A 16,217-nucleotide genomic window follows, 5' to 3' on the forward strand; every position below is an offset into this window, starting at 1 on the left:
TGTGTCAGAAGCGACAGTGTTTCCCGGCGCTGCACCGCTGCAGCCGGTGGCCTCGGCGCGCCCGGCTCCCGCGCCCGTTGTTGCCTTCACTGTCCTGCCCGACCTCGCCGTGAAGGCGGTGCTCCCGCGCGGCGCCGATCTGAACGAGACCGCGGCCGCCCAACTGTACAGCCGCCTTGGTGAGCTGGCCGGGGACCGGAGGGTCGCCGTCGTGCTTGAACTGACCGGGGTGCGGTCCGTAAACCGCGCGGCGCGGGCCGCCTACGCGGCGATCCCCTCGGTGTCCGCCTGGGCGATCCTGGGTGAATCCCCCGTGGACAGGCTGCTGGGCCACTTTCTGCTCGGCGGTGAATTCAGCTCCGTGCCGGCCCGCTATTTCACCGCCGAAAACGACGCCCTGGACTGGTTGAGCCGCCTTGACGATGTTCTCTAACGACGATCCCCGGCTCGGGAAGCTGCTCGACGGCATCGTCAGGCTGGCAGCCGGGGAACTCCACTCGCGCATCGAGATTTCCGAGGCCCGGGACGAGCTGGACGCGGTGATCATGGGCACCAACCTGCTCGCCGAGGACCTGCAGATCATCTACCAGGAGCTCGAGGAGCGCGTCGAATCGCGGACGCGGATGCTCAACGCGGCACACAAAGAGCTGCAGCAGATGGCGCTCACCGATTCCCTCACGGGACTCTACAACCGGTCAGCCCTGGTCAGCGCCGTCAACGATGCCCAGGCGGAGGCGGCCGACGGCGGGCTGCCGCCGGCACTTCTGCTGCTGGACCTGGACGCCTTCAAGAGCATCAACGATTCACTGGGCCACTCCGTGGGTGACCAGGTGCTGGCCGCCGTGGGGGAACTGATCCGTTCGTGCGTGCGCGACGGCGACATGGTGGCCCGGCTGGGCGGCGACGAGTTCGCCGTCCTGTTGCCCGCCACCACACCGGCGAAGGCGGCCGCGGTCGGAAACCGGATCCTGGATTCCCTCAACGGAACACTGGAAGTGGACGGCAAAACCATCCGCTGCGGTGCGAGCCTGGGCCTGAGGATTGCCGATCCCGGTGAGACGTCCGAGGAGCTGCTCATGGAGGCGGACATCGCGATGTACGCCTCCAAGGCCGACGCCCGGAACAAGCTGCGGGTGTTCGAACCGGCCATGCTCCACGCCCGGCAGCTCCGCAACCAGCTGGTCGGGGAACTGCGCGAGGCCATCGCCACCGACCAGCTGGTGCTGTACTACCAGCCGGTCATCGAGCTCGCCTCAGGAAAAATCGAGGGCGTGGAGGCCCTGGTCCGCTGGAGACACCCCAAGCGCGGCCTGATCATGCCGGACGAGTTCATCCCGATCGCCGAGGAAACAGGCCTCATTTCGGAGCTCGGCAACTGGGTGCTCAGGAACTCCGTGGAGCAGCTGCGGCGCTGGCGGAGTTCCCCGGAGACCGGCCGCCACAACTTCGACATGCGCATCAACGTCTCCGCCGCGGACCTGCAGCGGCTGCAGTTCGTCGAGGACGTCCGGGATGCGCTCACCGCCGCCGACCTTGAGCCGGCGCTCCTGGTCCTCGAGCTGACGGAGAGCGACATCATCAAGGGCAACGAGCTCGACCGGTACACGCTCGCCAGCCTGCGGAAGCTCGGAGTGGGCCTGGAGATCGACGACTTCGGCACCGGGTACTCGTCCATCAGCTACCTGCGGCGCCTGCCCGTGGACCGGGTCAAGGTGGACCGGACACTGCTCACGGCCCTCGGCAGCGACCCCGCCCAGCCTGCACTGATCGCGGCCATCCTGCAGCTCATCCGGGCCTGCGGGCTCGAGGCCGTCTGGGAGGGCGTGGAAAACGCGGAGCAGGCGGAGCACCTGCGGAACACCGGCTGCATCAGCGGGCAGGGCTACTACTTCAGCCGCCCCCTCCCCGCGGCCGAGTTCACCGAACGCCTTGCGTGGCAGGACATCTGGCCGGCTGAGGCCCGCTGATCGAGCCTGTGGACCGCTGAGCCTGTCGAGATCGAGGTTTCGACAAGCTCAACCAACGGGGCGGTTTCGACAGGCTCAACCCCCGACGACGGCGGCTGTTGCCTCAGCGATGGCGCGCTCTTCGTCCGTGGGCACCACCAGCACGGGGATGGCGGATGCTGCGGTGGAAATCACGCGGGGTTCCTTGGACCGCTCACTGTTCAGCCCGGCGTCGAGCTCGATGCCCAGTGCACCCACACGCTCCCCCACCAGGGAGCGGAACTGGTGCGAGTTTTCGCCGATTCCGGCGGTGAACACCAGCGCCTTGGCCCCGCCGACCGCCACATGGTAGCCGCCGATGTACTTGGCCAGCCGGTAGGACGTGACCGCCAGGGCGGTGGCCGCGCGGGAATCACCGGACTCGGCCGCCTCTACTACCGAGCGCATATCGTTATTCCCGGCGAGCCCCTTGAGCCCGGACTCGCGGTTGAGCATCGAATCGAGGTCCTCGGCGTTCCAGCCGGTGCGCGCCAGGAACACGAGGATGGACGGGTCCAGGTCGCCGGAGCGGGTGCCCATGACCAGGCCTTCCAGCGGCGTGAAGCCCATTGACGTGTCCACGGACTGGCCGCCCCGGATCGCCGTGACGGAAGCGCCGTTGCCGAGGTGGGCGATCACGCCGTCGAACTCCTCCACCGGGATGTCCAGCAGCGCGGCGGCACGGTTGGTGACGTATTCGTGCGAGGTCCCGTGGAAGCCGTACCGACGGATCCCGTGGTTCGTGTAGAGCTCGTCGGGAACGGCGTAGCGCCAGGCATGCTCGGGCAGGCTGCGGTGGAAGGCGGTGTCGAACACGGCCACCTGCGGCATGTCCGGCCACTTCCTGGTGATGGCGCGGATGCCCAGCACGTTGGCGGGGTTGTGCAGCGGCGCGAGCGGGTTGAGCCGTTCAATGGCGCGGGTGATCTCGTTCTCGATCAGCACCGGCTCGCCGAACCGCTCGCCGCCATGCACCACGCGGTGCCCCACGGCGTCCAGCTGCCTCTCGCCCAGCACGTCGTGGATGGCCGCGTCCACCTGCTCGAGGGCTTCGGCGTGGTCTGCCGGGCCCACCACCTCGCCGTCGCCCTGGCCGCCGTTGGATACGCCGATCCGCTCGATCAGCCCTTCGGTGAGGACGCTGCCTTCGGCCACGTCGCGCACCTGGTACTTGAGCGAGGACGAGCCGGAGTTGATGACGAGCACGAGCATGGGGCCTCCTAAGCCTTGACTGCTGACGGGACGTGTTCTGGGCTGCCGGGTTCCGTGCCGGCGCCGGGTGCCGCGGTCTGCGCCTGGATCGCGGTGATGGCCACCGTGTTCACGATGTCTTCCACCGTGCAGCCGCGGGAGAGGTCGTTGACGGGCTTGCGCAGCCCCTGCAGGACGGGCCCGACGGCGACCGCTCCGGAGCTCTGCTGCACCGCCTTGTACGTGTTGTTGCCGGTGTTCAGGTCCGGGAAGATGAACACCGTCGCCTGCCCGGCGACGGACGAGCCGGGCATCTTGGACTCGGCGATGGAGGCGTCCACGGCTGCGTCGTACTGGATGGGGCCTTCGACGGCGAGATCGGGGCGGCGTTCCCTGACCAGGTCGGTGGCCTGCCGGACTTCCTCCACGGCTTCGCCCGCGCCGGAGCCGCCGGTGGAGTAGGACAGCATGGCCACGCGGGGCTCCACCCCGAACTGGGCGGCGGTCTCGGCAGAGGCGAGGGCAATGTCCGCCAGCTGCTCCACGTTGGGGTCCGGGTTCACCGCGCAGTCGCCGTAGACCAGCACCCGGTCCGGCATGAGCATGAGGAACACCGAGGAGACGATCTTCACGCCCTCCCGGGTCTTAACGAACTCCAGGGCGGGCCGGATGGTGTGGGCCGTGGTGTGAGCGGCGCCGGAGACCATGCCGTCCACCACGCCCAGCTGGACCATCATGGTGCCGAAGTAGCTTTCGTCCTGCATGACCTCCAGTGCCCGGGCCAGGTCAACGCCTTTGTGCGCCCGGAGCTCGGCGTACCTGGCGGCGAAGTCCTGACGCAGGTCGGAGGTGGCGGGGTCCACGATGTTGATCCCGGCGAGGTCGATGCCCCGGCTGGCGGCGAGCTCCCGGACGTCGGTTTCCCGGCCCAGCAGCGTGAGGTCGCAGACGTCCCGGCGGTGCAGGATCTCGGCGGCCTTCAGGATCCGGATGTCCTTGCCCTCCGGCAGCACGATGTGGCGGCGCTGGGAGCGGGCGCGCTCGATAAGGTCGTGCAGGAACCGCAGCGGGGTCATCCGTTCGGCGCGGGGCAGGTGCAGGCGCTCGAGCATCTCGGCCTCATCCACCTGCCGGGACCACAGGCCCAGCGCGGAGGCCACCTTGCGCCGGTGGCCGCTCCAGATCTCGCTGCGGACCTCAGACACGCGCCGGGCCGTGGTGTAGGTGTCGTCCTCCGTGGCGAACACCGGGAAGGGGGCGGAGGCCAGCAGCGGATAGATGTTGGCGTCAGGGGCCAGGCCGCCGGTGAGGATCAGCCCGGACGGCACCGGGAACTCGGGCGAGAAGGACGACGCCAGGCAGGCCACCATCACGTCCGCCCGGTCACCGGGCACGATCACCAGCGCGCCGTCGTCGAGCACGTTCAGGAAGTTGCCCACATTCATGGCGGCGACCTTGACGTCCCGGACGTCCCGCTCCATGTCCGCGCGGCCTGCGATCTGCCGGATCCCCAGGGCGCCGCCCACCTCGCCCGTGGTGGGCCGGGCGATCTCCTCCAGCTCGGGGAAAACGTACACCGGCCGGCCGGACGCGCCCGGCTTCACGGCGGCAATGATCGCGTCCACGTCCTCCGGGTCCGCCCGGTTCACCATCATGGCCAGCAGCGCACACTTTTCGGCGGCGAGTTCCTTCCGGGCGACGTCGACGGCGGCCGCAGCCTCCGCCACGCTGCGTCCCTTGGCGCCCACCACCGCGACGACGGGCGCGGCCAGGTTGTTGGCCAGGCGCGCGTTGAGGTCGAATTCGACGGCGGCGTCGTGGCCGGTGAGGTCCGTCCCCTCCACGATGATCACGTCGCAGTGCCGGCCCATCTCGGCGAAGATCTCCACACAGCGGGAGTCGATGTCCTCGCGCCTGCCCTCGGCGAGCAGGCCGCGGACCTCGGTGAACGTCAGCCCGCCGCGGCAGCGCTGGTCGTCCAGGTCGAAGCGGGACTTCATGAGCGCCACCATCGGATCCGCGCCCGCGTCGTCACCGTGCACCACGGGCTTGAAGAATCCGATCCGGTCCGCGTGCCGGTGGAGCGTGTCCGCCAGGCCCAGCGCTATGAGCGACTTCCCCGATCCCGGAGTGGTCGCGCTGACATATATCCCTTTGGCCATGATCTGTCCTCTGGTTGGAAGCTCCTGCGTGGAACGTACTGCATTGGACGTGCCGTATTACTGACTGGACGCGCCAGGGCGCGCCCTCCCCCATACTTTCACTTGTTGCCGCGCTTCCGGCAGCACACAATGGTGTTGATTGCCACGTCGGCGCACATTCGCCGTCCCGGACCCGGAGTGGGCCAGCGCCCCGGGACCGGTCCATCCGCAGCAGCATCCCGGGCTGCAACGTCCTGAACGATGGTGGTCCCGATGAACCCCGCTGGCCGCGCTTCCGATCCATCCGCCCCTCCGCTGCCCCGGCTCATCGCCGCCCGGCCGGTGGCCGCGTTCCTGGTCATTGCCATCGCGCTGACGTGGCTGGCCCTCATCCTGTCCATCGCGCTGCTCGGCAATGCATTGCCCGGCATCCTCGCCGAACTGCTCATCCTGCTCGGCACGGCCGTGCTGGTGACCCTGGCCGCCGGCGGCAGGTCCGGTGTGCGGGACCTGTTCCGCCAAACCATCCGCTGGCGCGTCGGAGCGGGCTGGTACGTGGCTGCGGTCCTTGCCCTGCCCGCCCTGACCGCGCTCATCGCGGCAGCCACCGGCACGTTCCATCAGCCCGCGGACGGGTGGGCCGCGGTGGCAGAGTCCTACCTGCTGAACACGCTGGTCATTGGCGCCCTGCTGGGGAACATCTGGGAGGAGCTGGCCTGGACGGGTTTGGTCCAGCGCCGCCTGATGGAGCGGCACGGTCTGGTGGCCGGCAGCCTGCTCACGGCCATTCCCTTCGCGCTGATACATTTGCCGCTGGCCTTCGGGGAGAGGGGCTTTGCCGGCACCCCGTGGACCGACGTGGCCGTTGCGTGGGGCGTGCTTCTGGTCTTCGCCCCGCTGTTTAGGCTGCTGGTGGGCATCGCCTACCTCGGAACGGGCCAGAGCCTGCTGATCGTGGCACTCCTCCACGCCTCGTTCAACGCCTCGGAACAGTCGAAACTGGCAGTGTTCGACGGCGCGTGGCAGCAGATTGCCGCGGCCACCCTTTTGCTCGTGGTCCTGGCGCTGTTCCGGAAATTCCGCGCCGCAACGGCGGAGGCTGGCCATGGCGCAGCAGTCGCCCGCTGAGCAGCCCTTGCCCGGTGAACAGCCGCCACCCCCGAGGCGGGCATTGCGTGCTGACGGCGGGGACCGCCGTCGGGCCCGGAAGGAACGCTCCCGGCGCGGAACCACGGCACGGCACGGGACTAATGCCCAGAACTGGACTCATGCACGGCTGGTGGCTTGGGCATCGGGCCACCGGCTCCTGTTGTTCTTCGCCCTGGCCTTTGCCATTTCCTGGTTGGTGTGGCCGCTGACCCTCCTCAACCCGGACAGCTCGCCCCTGATACCGTTTGGTCCCGCCATTGCCGCGGCCATCACCGCCTTCCTCGCGGGCGGCAAGGCCGAGCTGCTGCAACTGCTCCGGCAACTGGCCCGGTGGCGCGTGGCCGCCCGCTGGTATCTGGCCGCCGCCGCCCTGCCGTGCCTGCTGGTGGCAGTAGCCACCGGCCTGACCGTCTCCGGCGGCGCCCCCGCCCCGGAACTCGGACCCAATCCGGGCTGGTTCATGCTGCTGGGCACCTTCGTGTTCACGCTGGTGACCGTCGGCCTCTTCGAGGAGCTGGGCTGGCGCGGCTACGCGCTTCCGCTCCTGCAGCGGGACCGCCCGGCCCTCTCTGCGGCGCTGCTCCTCGGGCTGGTGTGGGCGGCGTGGCACCTGCCGGAGCTGCTGTCGGATCCCACCGGGCAGCGGCCGCCGCTGCCGTTCCTGCTGATGGTCCTGGCGCAATCCGTGCTGCTGGCCTGGCTCTACAACAGCAGCGGCAGCGTTCCCATCTGCATGCTTTTCCACGCCGCGTTCAACACCTCAGGTGCTCTGGTCTTTCCCGCCCTGCTGGGTCCCGACTACCTCACGCTCTGGTGGACCGTTGCGCTGCTCCACGTCCTGGCTGCGCTGGTGATTATCGCCGTCGCCGGGCCGCTCCGGCTGGCCCGCACCCTTGACACGACCCCCTCCAATGGGATTACCTAATGAACGATCGGTAAATAAAGCTGGAGGCAACGACGCATGGCTGAAACAACAATCCCCGGGGTGCCCCACCCCATCCTCGAGAACGACTACGCGTCGGAATGGATGGGCATCGAAGTCCTTGCCCTCAGCGACGGCCACGCAACCGTGCGGATGACCCTCCGGCAGGAAATGCTCAACGGCTTCGGCATGGCCCACGGCGGAATGATCTTCGCTTTCGCAGACTCTGCGTTCGCCCTCGCCTGCAACCCCGCATCCCCTGCCGATCCCGACAGCATCACCGTTGCCGCCGGCGTCGACATCAACTTCCTCAAGCCCGCCTACCAGGGCCAGGTGATCACGGCCGTCGCCGACCGCCGCTCCAGCGCGGGCCGCAGCGGCCTCTACGACATCCAGATCTTCGCCGCCGATCCCGGAGCCCAACTGCCGGGCGAGCTCATTGCCGAGTTCCGCGGGCGCAGCCGAACCATCCCCAAGAAGTAGGAAACAAACCATGACCCTCCACGCCCCTGAACCCACCGTCGCCGCGGCTGCCGGCGCCGAGCTCGACCCCGAGGAGACCATGTCCCGGGACGAGCTGGAGGCGCTCCAGCTCAGCCGGCTCCAGCACACTGTTGCTTATGCCTACGACCGGGTTCCGCTCTACAAGCGCAAGTTCGACGACGCCGGCATTCACCCCTCGGACCTGCGCGAACTCGCCGACCTCGGCAACTTCCCTTTCACCACCAAGGAAGACCTTCGCCAGGAGTACCCGTTCGGCATGTTCGCCGTCCCGCAGAGCCAGGTGGCCCGCGTACACGCCAGCTCCGGCACCACCGGCCGGCCCACCGTCGTCGGCTACACCAAGCAGGACCTGGCCGACTGGGCCAAACTGGTGGCCCGCTGCTTCCGGGCATCCGGCATCCGCCCCGGGATGAAGGTCCACAACGCCTACGGGTACGGCCTCTTCACCGGCGGGCTGGGCGCCCACGCCGGCGCCGAGGCCCTCGGCTGCACCGTGATTCCGATGTCCGGCGGGCAGACCGAGCGCCAGATCCAGCTCATCCAGGACTTCGAGCCGGACGCCATCCTGGCCACGCCCACGTATCTGCTGACCATCGCCGATGCCATGGCCCACATGGGCATCGACCCTACCTCCACCTCGCTGAAGTACGCAGTGCTCGGCGCCGAGCCGTGGACGCAGGAGATGCGCCACGAGCTCGAGGTCACCATGAACATCAAAGCCTGCGACATCTACGGGCTCTCCGAGGTCATGGGTCCGGGCGTCGCCGGCGAATGCGTGGAGACCCAGGACGGCAGCCACATCTGGGAGGACCACTTCCGCCCGGAGATCATCGACCCCTTCAACCCGGCCCCGGGCACGGAAAACGTCCTCGGCGACGGGGAACACGGCGAACTGGTGTTCACCTCACTCACCAAGGAAGCCCTGCCCATCATCCGGTACCGCACCAAGGACCTCACCCGCCTGCTCCCCGGCACCGCCCGCCCGGCACACCGCCGGATGGGCCGCATCACCGGCCGCAGCGACGACATGATCATCCTCCGCGGCGTGAACCTCTTCCCGTCCCAGATCGAGGAAATCGCGCTGCGCATCCCCGAGCTCAGCCCGCACTTCCAGCTGGTGCTCACCCGGCCCGAGGGCCAGCGCATGGACCAGTTGACGGTGAAGATCGAGCGCCGCGAATCCGTCCCGGCAGAGGCCGTTACGACGGCGGCCCGCGCCTTGCGCGAGCAGATCAAGATCCATGTGGGTTCTTCGTGCACAGTGGACGTGGTGGAGCCCGGGTCGCTCGAGCGTTCCAGCGGGAAGCTGCGCCGGATCTACGACCTGCGGCCGAAAGGGTAGGCCATGGGCCGCCCGGGCCCTGCGGGGCCCGGGCGGTCAGGGTTCACCGGCCTGTCAGGGCGTGATCGACCAGCCGAACATCATGGCGTGGTCCTCGTGGGCCAGGTTGTGGCAGTGCGCCACGTAGGGGCCTACGAAGTCCCGGAACCCGCGGTAGAGAATCACCGACTCGCCGGGGTCGAGCGCCGCCAGGTCTTCCTTCGAGACGTCGTCGGGGTGCCCGGGATCCCCTCCACGGGTCACGTCCTTGCCATTGCGCATGACCGTGCGGTGTTCCTCCATGTGCAGGTGGAACGGGTGCACCCAGCCCCCGCCGCCGTTGCGGACCTCCCACAGGTTGAAGCTTCCCTTCCGCTGCTGGGCCAGGGGTGTGCGTCCGGCGGGATTCCTCAGGCTCGCGGCCACCGCCGCCGGGTCGAAGGGCTTGCCGTTGATGAGCCACTCGGTCTCCCCGCCCAGGGTGCCGCGCTTCACCTCGAAGATCATGCGGTTGTCCATCATGCTCTGCCAGTTGCTCGGCAGCGGCGGAAGCGGCCGGAGTGCCGTGGGGATCCGGCTGTCGTCCGGCGCGGTATCGCCGATCACGAACTTGAGCACCGGAACCTTGTACTTGGGATCGGGGAAGAAGCGGGACGAATTGGACCACATCCGGCCGTCGGGCATCTTCATCACGTTGGTGAGGTAAACGACGTCGCCCTTCGTGGTCGGGGTACCGTCCTGGTACCGGGTGAAATCGATGATGACTTCGCGGCGCTTGGCCGGCCACAGTTCGAACGAGTCCCGCTTGAGCGGCACCGGCAACAGCCCGCCGTCGGACGCGATCTGGGTGAACTGCATGCACTGCTGCCCGTCCGGGATGCGGTACTGGCCCTGGAGCTCGTCATCCACGTAGCCCAGCGACGCCGACGACTTCGGGCCCAGCGTCGAACTCATCAGCCTGAACTCGTAGATGCGGGCCACTGAGGCATCCAGGAACCGGAAGCGGTACTTGCGCCGCTTCACCTCCAGCACAGGGAAGGCCGTGCCGTTGACCGTGCAGATATCGCCGACGAAGCCATGGTTGGGGAAGTGCTTGTAGAACGTCTTGCCCCACCACTCCGGGTGCTCGGCCGGGTTCTTCGCGGCCGGGAACTCGCCCTGCACATCGTGGATGTCCTTGTGGATGGTGGTCCCGTCATCGAGGCGGACGTCGGAGAAGGCCAGCGGAATGTCGTACTTGACGTCGAAGGAACCGTCCGGGTTGTTGGTGCGGACGCCGGGCAGCCGCAGCCCCTGCCGCTCGTCGCCCATGTCCATGCCGTTCTTCGGGTCGTAGATGGGGTAGAGGCCCACCATGCCCTTGTACACGTTGGAACCGGTGTGGTCCATCGTGTGGTCGTGGAACCAGAAGAAGCTCTGCTTTTCCCTGTCGTCGCCGCCGGCCGGCCAGTTCAGGTACAGGTTGTCGACGAACATCTTCGGCAGGAAGCCCGGGCGCTTCGGCCCGGCCACCATTGAGTAGTGCGGGTTTCCGTCGCTCTCCGGCGCGGTATGGCCGTTGTGCAGATGGGTCAGGAAGGACCAGTCCGGCGAACCGAAGTCCTGCCGGTCCAGGTTCAGCGGATTCTCATCCAGATGGTTTTCGAACCGAACCAGGACGGGCCTGCCGTACTCGGCATTGATCATGGGCCCGGGGAAGGTGCCGTTGAACCCATAGATGGTGCTCAGCGGCAGCGACCGCTTGGCGCCCGCGGGATACTTCCTGCGGTTCGCGTCAAAGGATTCCGTGGGTTCGCCGTCGTCGTCAATGGGCAGCACCTGTGATGTCGTGAACGCGTGGGTCCGGACCAGCACGTTGATCTTGTAGACGATCGGGTCCGGGTAGCCGATCCGACTGGGCCAGAGCTGGTGCTGTTCGTTGCGCAGCGAGTTCTGCTGGCCCGGTCCGGGTCCGGGCGGGTTGCTCCACGTATCCACCACTGATTTCGGCACCGGGGCCAGTGCCTTGGGGATCGGCAGCGGGTCCCGGAACGGCGTCAGGATCAGCGGGCTTGTGGGGTACTTTTCGATGTAGAACAAGGTGTCGCTGAGCGCTGTCGACGTGGCGGCGAACGCGCCGTCGGCTGAGAGCAGCCCCCTTTGGGCGAGCAGCGGGCTGGCCCAGGTTTGTGCGGCCGCGAGCGCCGCCCCGGCTCCTCCGGCTGCGCCCAGGCGTAGCAGCGTGCGGCGTTTCAGCCCGTCCGTGGTTGCAGATTCAGACATGGTCGGTGCCTCCTGGCGTGGGGCACATGCCAATCCATTGCCCCGGTCGTCATCCCAATATGTGGTTCTGAGACCGAATGCCGACCGCGGGGACCTCCTTGTCCCGAGGGTCAGCGATGCCGCACGGATTCCCTTGGCGAAACTGTGGGGCCCGGACCTTGGGGAAAAGCTGATGGCCTGCCGTGCAGACCCTCCGAATAGGCGGTCTGCCGGCCGCCGCGGATGCCGGACACGGACTGGCCTGCCTGTGGCATTTTGTTTTTGGTGCGTGCCGGGATTACCGAACGTTCATGAGAAAATAACCGGTATGCCCAGCACAGCAGCCAGTACAGCAGCCAACACCAAACGCGGCCGGCCCGGCTACGACCAGCAGTCCGTGCTGCTGATCGCCGTCGACGTCTTCAACCGCCACGGCTACGATGCCACCTCCATGGGCATCCTCGCCGAAAATCTGGGCATCTCCAAGTCCGCGATCTACCATCATGTGCCGTCCAAGGGTGACCTGCTGAAGCTCGCACTTGACCACGCGCTCGGCGGGCTGGAAGCCATCCTGGACCAGCCGGGGGCCACCTCGGGCGCCGCCGATTCGAGGCTGGAGTTCGTGCTGCGCCAGACCATCGCCGTGCTGGTGGAACGGCTGCCGTTCGTCACGCTGCTGCTGCGCCTGCGCGGCAACACGGACATCGAACGCAACGCCATGGAACGCCGCCGCGCCTTCGACCATAAGGTGGCGGGGCTGATCTCCGCCGCCCGAGACGAGGGATCCTTGCGCCAGGACATCGATCCCCGCACCGTCACCCGGCTCCTCTTCGGAACCATCAACTCAATCGTCGAGTGGTACAAACCGGGCGGTTCGCTCTCACCGGAAAAGCTGGCCGACGACGTCATCACCATGGCGTTCGACGGCCTGCACGCGAAACCCTGACAGGCTAAGAATTAGGCGTTGACGCCGCGCGCCCCGATGCCCACCCTGAATGCATGGCCACGAACATGTCGGAACTCCTGTTCGGCGTATTTCCTGATCTCCGGTACCAGCCCACCTCCAAAAGGATCCGGGCGGGCATCGACGGGAGTCCCGTCGTCGACACCCAGGAGGCGCTCCTGGTCTGGGAACCGAAACGTGTCACCCCGGTGTACGCCGTTCCCGAGAAGGACATGCTGGCACGCCTTGAGCCGCCGGCGGCGGAGGGGGACGGCGGCCCGGACGAGTATCCCGTCCGGCTGATGGCAGACGCCCCGCCGGCGCTGGACCCGCGCACCGGGTTCCGGCGGCACACGGCGGCGGGCGACGAACTCGACGTCGTGGCATCCGCGTTCACCGTGCCGCGGGCAGCCTTCCGCCCCTCGGACCCGGATCTAGCGGGGTACGTCGTGCTGGATTTCGGCGCGTTCCATTGGCTCGAGGACCACGAGGAGATCATCGGCCACCCGCGGGACCCGTTCCACCGCGTGGACATCCGCGCCACGCTGCGGCACATCGAAGTGAAGCTCGACGGCGTGCTGCTGGCTGATACCGTCGGAGCCCACCTGCTGTACGAGACTTTGCTTCCGGTGCGGTACTACATACCGCCTGGGGATGTCCGGCTGGACCTGCTGGAGGCCAGCCCGCACCGGACCGTCTGTCCCTATAAGGGCGAGGCCAGATACTGGAGCTATCCGGAGTCGGCCCGGGGCAAGAACATCGCCTGGGCCTACGATTCGCGGTTCATCGACGCGCAGCAGATCCACGGCCTGGTCTGCTTCTTCAACGAGCGGGCCGATGTGTATGTGGACGGCGAGCCGCAGGAGCACCCGGTAACCCCCTGGTCCTAGACCCTCCCTCACCTCCCGCCACCCAAAACCAAACCCTCCCTCACCTGGGTGAGGAAGGGTTTGGAAACCTGCGATGACGGGACGGATCAGAGCTGATACTCAGCCTGTGTTCCGAGCCTCTCGTGGATGCAGAGGATGTTGTTTTCGGTATCCATGAACCAGGCGCACTTCTCGGCGTCGGTGGAACAGATGTGGTGTTCGGTCTTCAAATCGGGGAGGTCATAGTCCTGGAACCGAACGCCCTTGGACTCCATCTCCTGGACGGTCCGTTCAATGTCCGTGACCTCGAAACTCAACGTGGTGTGATCGGAATGCTTTCCGTCCTTGACAGGCATCAGCTGCAGCATGGGGCCGTCAGCGTTGCCGAATAAATCGCTTCCATCATCAGCCTTGCCGCGGTGTGGGAGGCCCAACGTATCCGCGTAGAATCCGCGGGCGCGGTCCGGATCATCGACAGGCAGGATGGTTGTGGCTGTTCTTAGTGCTAGGGTCATTTCGCCACCTCCTACGGGGGTCATTTTACGCCCGGGAAACCGCGAAAGATCAGGGGAAATTGCACCCTGACAGGCCGAAGCGAGGACGCGTCAGGAAAAACCCCGCAAGACCTGAGGACGCGTCAGGAGAAACCCCGCAAGACCTGAGGACGCGTCAGGAGAAACCCGGCAAGACCTGAGGACGCGTACCATATGACGTCCAGGGCAGGGTTACTTCTCCACGAGGGTGAGGACGTCGTAGGTGGCCACGATTTCGTCGTTCTGGTTGGTGAGGACGGCGTCCCAGGCCACTTCGCCGTACTCGTCGGTCTCGCGCGGGGTGATCTTCTTGGCGGTCAGGGTCACCCGGATGGAGTCGCCCGCAGCCACGGGGGTGATGAAGCGCAGGTTCTCGAGTCCGTAGTTGGCCAGGACCGGGCCCGGCGCGGGCTCCACGAACAGCCCGGCGCCCCACGCAAGCAGCAGGTAGCCGTGCGCCACGATGCCCGGGAAGAACGGGTTGGCCTCGGCGGCCTCCTGGTTGGTGTGGGCGTAGAACGTATCGCCGGTGGAGTTCGCGAAGGCGGTGATGTCCTCGAGGGTGACCTGGCGCAGGTCCGAGCGGACGGCGTCGCCAATGCGCAGCGTCTCCAGGGACTTGCGGAACGGGTGAATACCCTCGGTTTCCACGGTGAAGTTGCGGTCGGCGCCGGTGTGCCAGATCCCGGTCACGGCGGTCAGCATGTTGGGCGAGCCCTGGATGGCGGTGCGCTGCATGTGGTGCATCACCGAGCGGATGCCGCCCAGCTCTTCGCCGCCGCCGGCACGTCCCGGTCCGCCGTGGACCAGGTGCGGGACAGGCGAACCGTGACCGGTGGAACTCCGGGCGTCCTCGCGGTTCAGCATGAGTATGCGGCCGTGGTGGGCTGCGATGCCCGTGACCAGTTCCTGCGCCACGGACGGATCGTTGGTGCAGACCGAGGCCACCAGCGAGCCGCCGCCGCGGGCGGCGAGCCGGACGGCGTCGTGAATGTCGGTGTACCCGATCACCGACGACACCGGCCCGAAGGCCTCCAGCGAGTGGACCGGCTCGGCCTCAGCGTCGGCCCAGCTGAGCACCACTGGAGACATGAAGGCACCGCCTTCGACGACGCCCGTAGCGCCGTCCGCGCTGGTGACCGACGGCGAATCGAGGGTTCCGTACGCAAGCTCGCCGCCGGCGTCGAGCATTGACTGCACGGCAGCCCGGACATCCGCGAGCTGCTCCACGGAGGCGAGCGCGCCCATGGTGACTCCCTCCGCGCGGGGATCACCCAGCACCACGCGCTGCTCCACCCGGGCCCCGATCGCGGAAACGACGGCAGGCACCAGGTCATGGGGCACGATGGCACGGCGGATCGCGGTGCACTTCTGCCCGGCCTTGACCGTCATTTCGGTGACCACGGACTTGATGAACGCGTCAAACTCCGGCGTGCCCTCGACGGCGTCCGGTCCCAGGATCGCGGCGTTGAGCGAGTCTGTCTCGGATGTGAACCGCACGCCGCCCAGCACCACATTGGGGTGCGACTTCAGCGACTGCGCGGTGGACGCGGAGCCGGTGAAGGCCACGAGGTCGCGGTAGTCCAGCACGTCAAGCAGTCCGCGGACAGAGCCCGAAATCAGCTGCAGCGAGCCCTTGGGCAGGATGTTGGATTCGATGATCGCCTTGACCACGGCCGCGGCAACGTAGCCAGTGGGGGTGGCGGGCTTGACGATGGTGGGAACGCCGGCGATGAAAGCGGGAGCGAGCTTCTCCAGCATGCCCCAGACCGGGAAGTTGAAGGCGTTGATCTGCACGGCCACGCCGGGGATGCGGGTGTAGATGTGCTCGCCGGCAAAGGAGCCGTCCTTGGACAGCACCTCCATGGGCCCGTCCACCACAACCTGCGAGTTGGGGAGCTCGCGCCGGCCCTTGGAGCCGAACGTGAAGAGCACGCCGATGCCGCCGTCGATGTCGATCATCGAGTCGATCTTGGTGGCACCGGTTTGCGCGGAGAACGCGTAGAAGTGCTCGCGGCGGGCGTTCAGGTACTGCGCCAGCTCCTTGAGCTTGAGGGCACGCTGGTGGAATGTCAGCTTGCCGAGTTCCGTTTGGCCCGTGGTGCGGCCGTAATCCACGACGGCGGCCAAGTCCAGGCCGTCGGTGCTCACCTTGGCCAGGATCTCCCCCGTGCTGGCGTCCCGGACGGGGACGGCGGAAGCCGCCGCGCCGGCGTCGGGAGTCCACCAGGAATCCTGCACGAAACTGGGGACGGTTTCCACGGTGTCCAGGCTGGCTTCGGGGGCAGTGGCGGTGGTGGTCATCGTTGACGGGTCCTTCCAACGGGGGACAAATCTGATCCGGCCAGAACATTACTGACCGTCCGTTCGGTAATATGTCTACAGTACATGAATGTGCCTCGCTGCACACTAGTGGCG

13 protein-coding genes are annotated in these 16,217 nt (G+C 67.3%); 8 read left to right on the forward strand and 5 right to left on the reverse strand.

Annotated elements, in window-relative coordinates:
- Position 1: 1 nt before the first annotated feature.
- Positions 2–433, forward strand: coding sequence for a DUF7793 family protein (locus AC5RWD_RS11040; protein ID WP_494020041.1), 432 nt, complete (start codon positions 2–4; stop codon positions 431–433).
- On the forward strand, positions 423–1,967 hold the full coding sequence (locus AC5RWD_RS11045; protein ID WP_494020104.1) for a putative bifunctional diguanylate cyclase/phosphodiesterase: 1,545 nt from the start codon (positions 423–425) through the stop codon (positions 1,965–1,967). Before AC5RWD_RS11040 ends, AC5RWD_RS11045 begins: the two co-directional genes overlap by 11 nt.
- A 75-nt stretch (positions 1,968–2,042) precedes the next feature.
- Here the strand turns inward: AC5RWD_RS11045 and AC5RWD_RS11050 are convergent, their stop codons facing one another.
- Both AC5RWD_RS11050 and pta read right to left on the reverse strand, forming a co-directional pair.
- Positions 2,043–3,197 carry an acetate kinase gene (locus AC5RWD_RS11050; RefSeq protein WP_494020042.1) on the reverse strand — a complete coding sequence of 385 codons (1,155 nt, stop codon included), beginning with the start codon at positions 3,195–3,197 and terminating at the stop codon, positions 2,043–2,045.
- An 8-nt stretch (positions 3,198–3,205) separates the two neighbouring features.
- Positions 3,206–5,338, reverse strand: coding sequence for a phosphate acetyltransferase (gene pta, locus AC5RWD_RS11055; RefSeq protein ID WP_494020043.1), 2,133 nt, complete (start codon positions 5,336–5,338; stop codon positions 3,206–3,208).
- 252 nt (positions 5,339–5,590) lie between these two features.
- On the opposite strand from pta, the gene AC5RWD_RS11060 reads away from it, so the two are divergent.
- The 4 genes from AC5RWD_RS11060 (at position 5,591) to paaK (ending at position 9,234) form a co-directional block, all read left to right on the forward strand.
- The gene (locus AC5RWD_RS11060) at positions 5,591–6,445 is read left to right on the forward strand and encodes a CPBP family intramembrane glutamic endopeptidase (RefSeq protein WP_494020044.1); all 855 of its coding nucleotides are present in this window, start codon (positions 5,591–5,593) and stop codon (positions 6,443–6,445) included.
- Between the two features lie 151 nt (positions 6,446–6,596).
- On the forward strand, positions 6,597–7,391 hold the full coding sequence (locus AC5RWD_RS11065) for a CPBP family intramembrane glutamic endopeptidase (protein ID WP_494020045.1): 795 nt from the start codon (positions 6,597–6,599) through the stop codon (positions 7,389–7,391).
- A 36-nt stretch (positions 7,392–7,427) separates the two neighbouring features.
- Positions 7,428–7,871 (forward strand): hydroxyphenylacetyl-CoA thioesterase PaaI, encoded by a 444-nt coding sequence (paaI, locus tag AC5RWD_RS11070; RefSeq protein WP_494020046.1) that lies wholly within the window; start codon positions 7,428–7,430, stop codon positions 7,869–7,871.
- A gap of 10 nt (positions 7,872–7,881) precedes the next feature.
- Entirely contained in the window at positions 7,882–9,234 is a 1,353-nt protein-coding gene (gene paaK / locus AC5RWD_RS11075) for a phenylacetate--CoA ligase PaaK (protein ID WP_494020047.1), read from the forward strand.
- A 54-nt stretch (positions 9,235–9,288) separates the two neighbouring features.
- Here the strand turns inward: paaK and AC5RWD_RS11080 are convergent, their stop codons facing one another.
- Positions 9,289–11,475 (reverse strand): multicopper oxidase family protein, encoded by a 2,187-nt coding sequence (locus AC5RWD_RS11080; protein ID WP_494020048.1) that lies wholly within the window; start codon positions 11,473–11,475, stop codon positions 9,289–9,291.
- A gap of 307 nt (positions 11,476–11,782) precedes the next feature.
- On the opposite strand from AC5RWD_RS11080, the gene AC5RWD_RS11085 reads away from it, so the two are divergent.
- Positions 11,783–12,400 carry a TetR/AcrR family transcriptional regulator gene (locus AC5RWD_RS11085; protein ID WP_494020049.1) on the forward strand — a complete coding sequence of 206 codons (618 nt, stop codon included), beginning with the start codon at positions 11,783–11,785 and terminating at the stop codon, positions 12,398–12,400.
- A gap of 53 nt (positions 12,401–12,453) precedes the next feature.
- Positions 12,454–13,287: a DUF427 domain-containing protein gene (locus AC5RWD_RS11090; protein ID WP_494020050.1), complete on the forward strand. Its 834-nt coding sequence runs from the start codon at positions 12,454–12,456 to the stop codon at positions 13,285–13,287.
- Between the two features lie 86 nt (positions 13,288–13,373).
- Here the strand turns inward: AC5RWD_RS11090 and AC5RWD_RS11095 are convergent, their stop codons facing one another.
- Both AC5RWD_RS11095 and paaZ read right to left on the reverse strand, forming a co-directional pair.
- Positions 13,374–13,781, reverse strand: a complete 408-nt coding sequence (locus tag AC5RWD_RS11095) for a VOC family protein (protein ID WP_494020051.1) — start codon at positions 13,779–13,781, stop codon at positions 13,374–13,376.
- Positions 13,782–13,991: 210 nt separating this feature from the next.
- Entirely contained in the window at positions 13,992–16,103 is a 2,112-nt protein-coding gene (paaZ, locus tag AC5RWD_RS11100; protein ID WP_494020052.1) for a phenylacetic acid degradation bifunctional protein PaaZ, read from the reverse strand.
- Positions 16,104–16,217 lie beyond the last annotated feature (114 nt).

The organism is Arthrobacter sp. CMU6 (assembly GCF_059090205.1).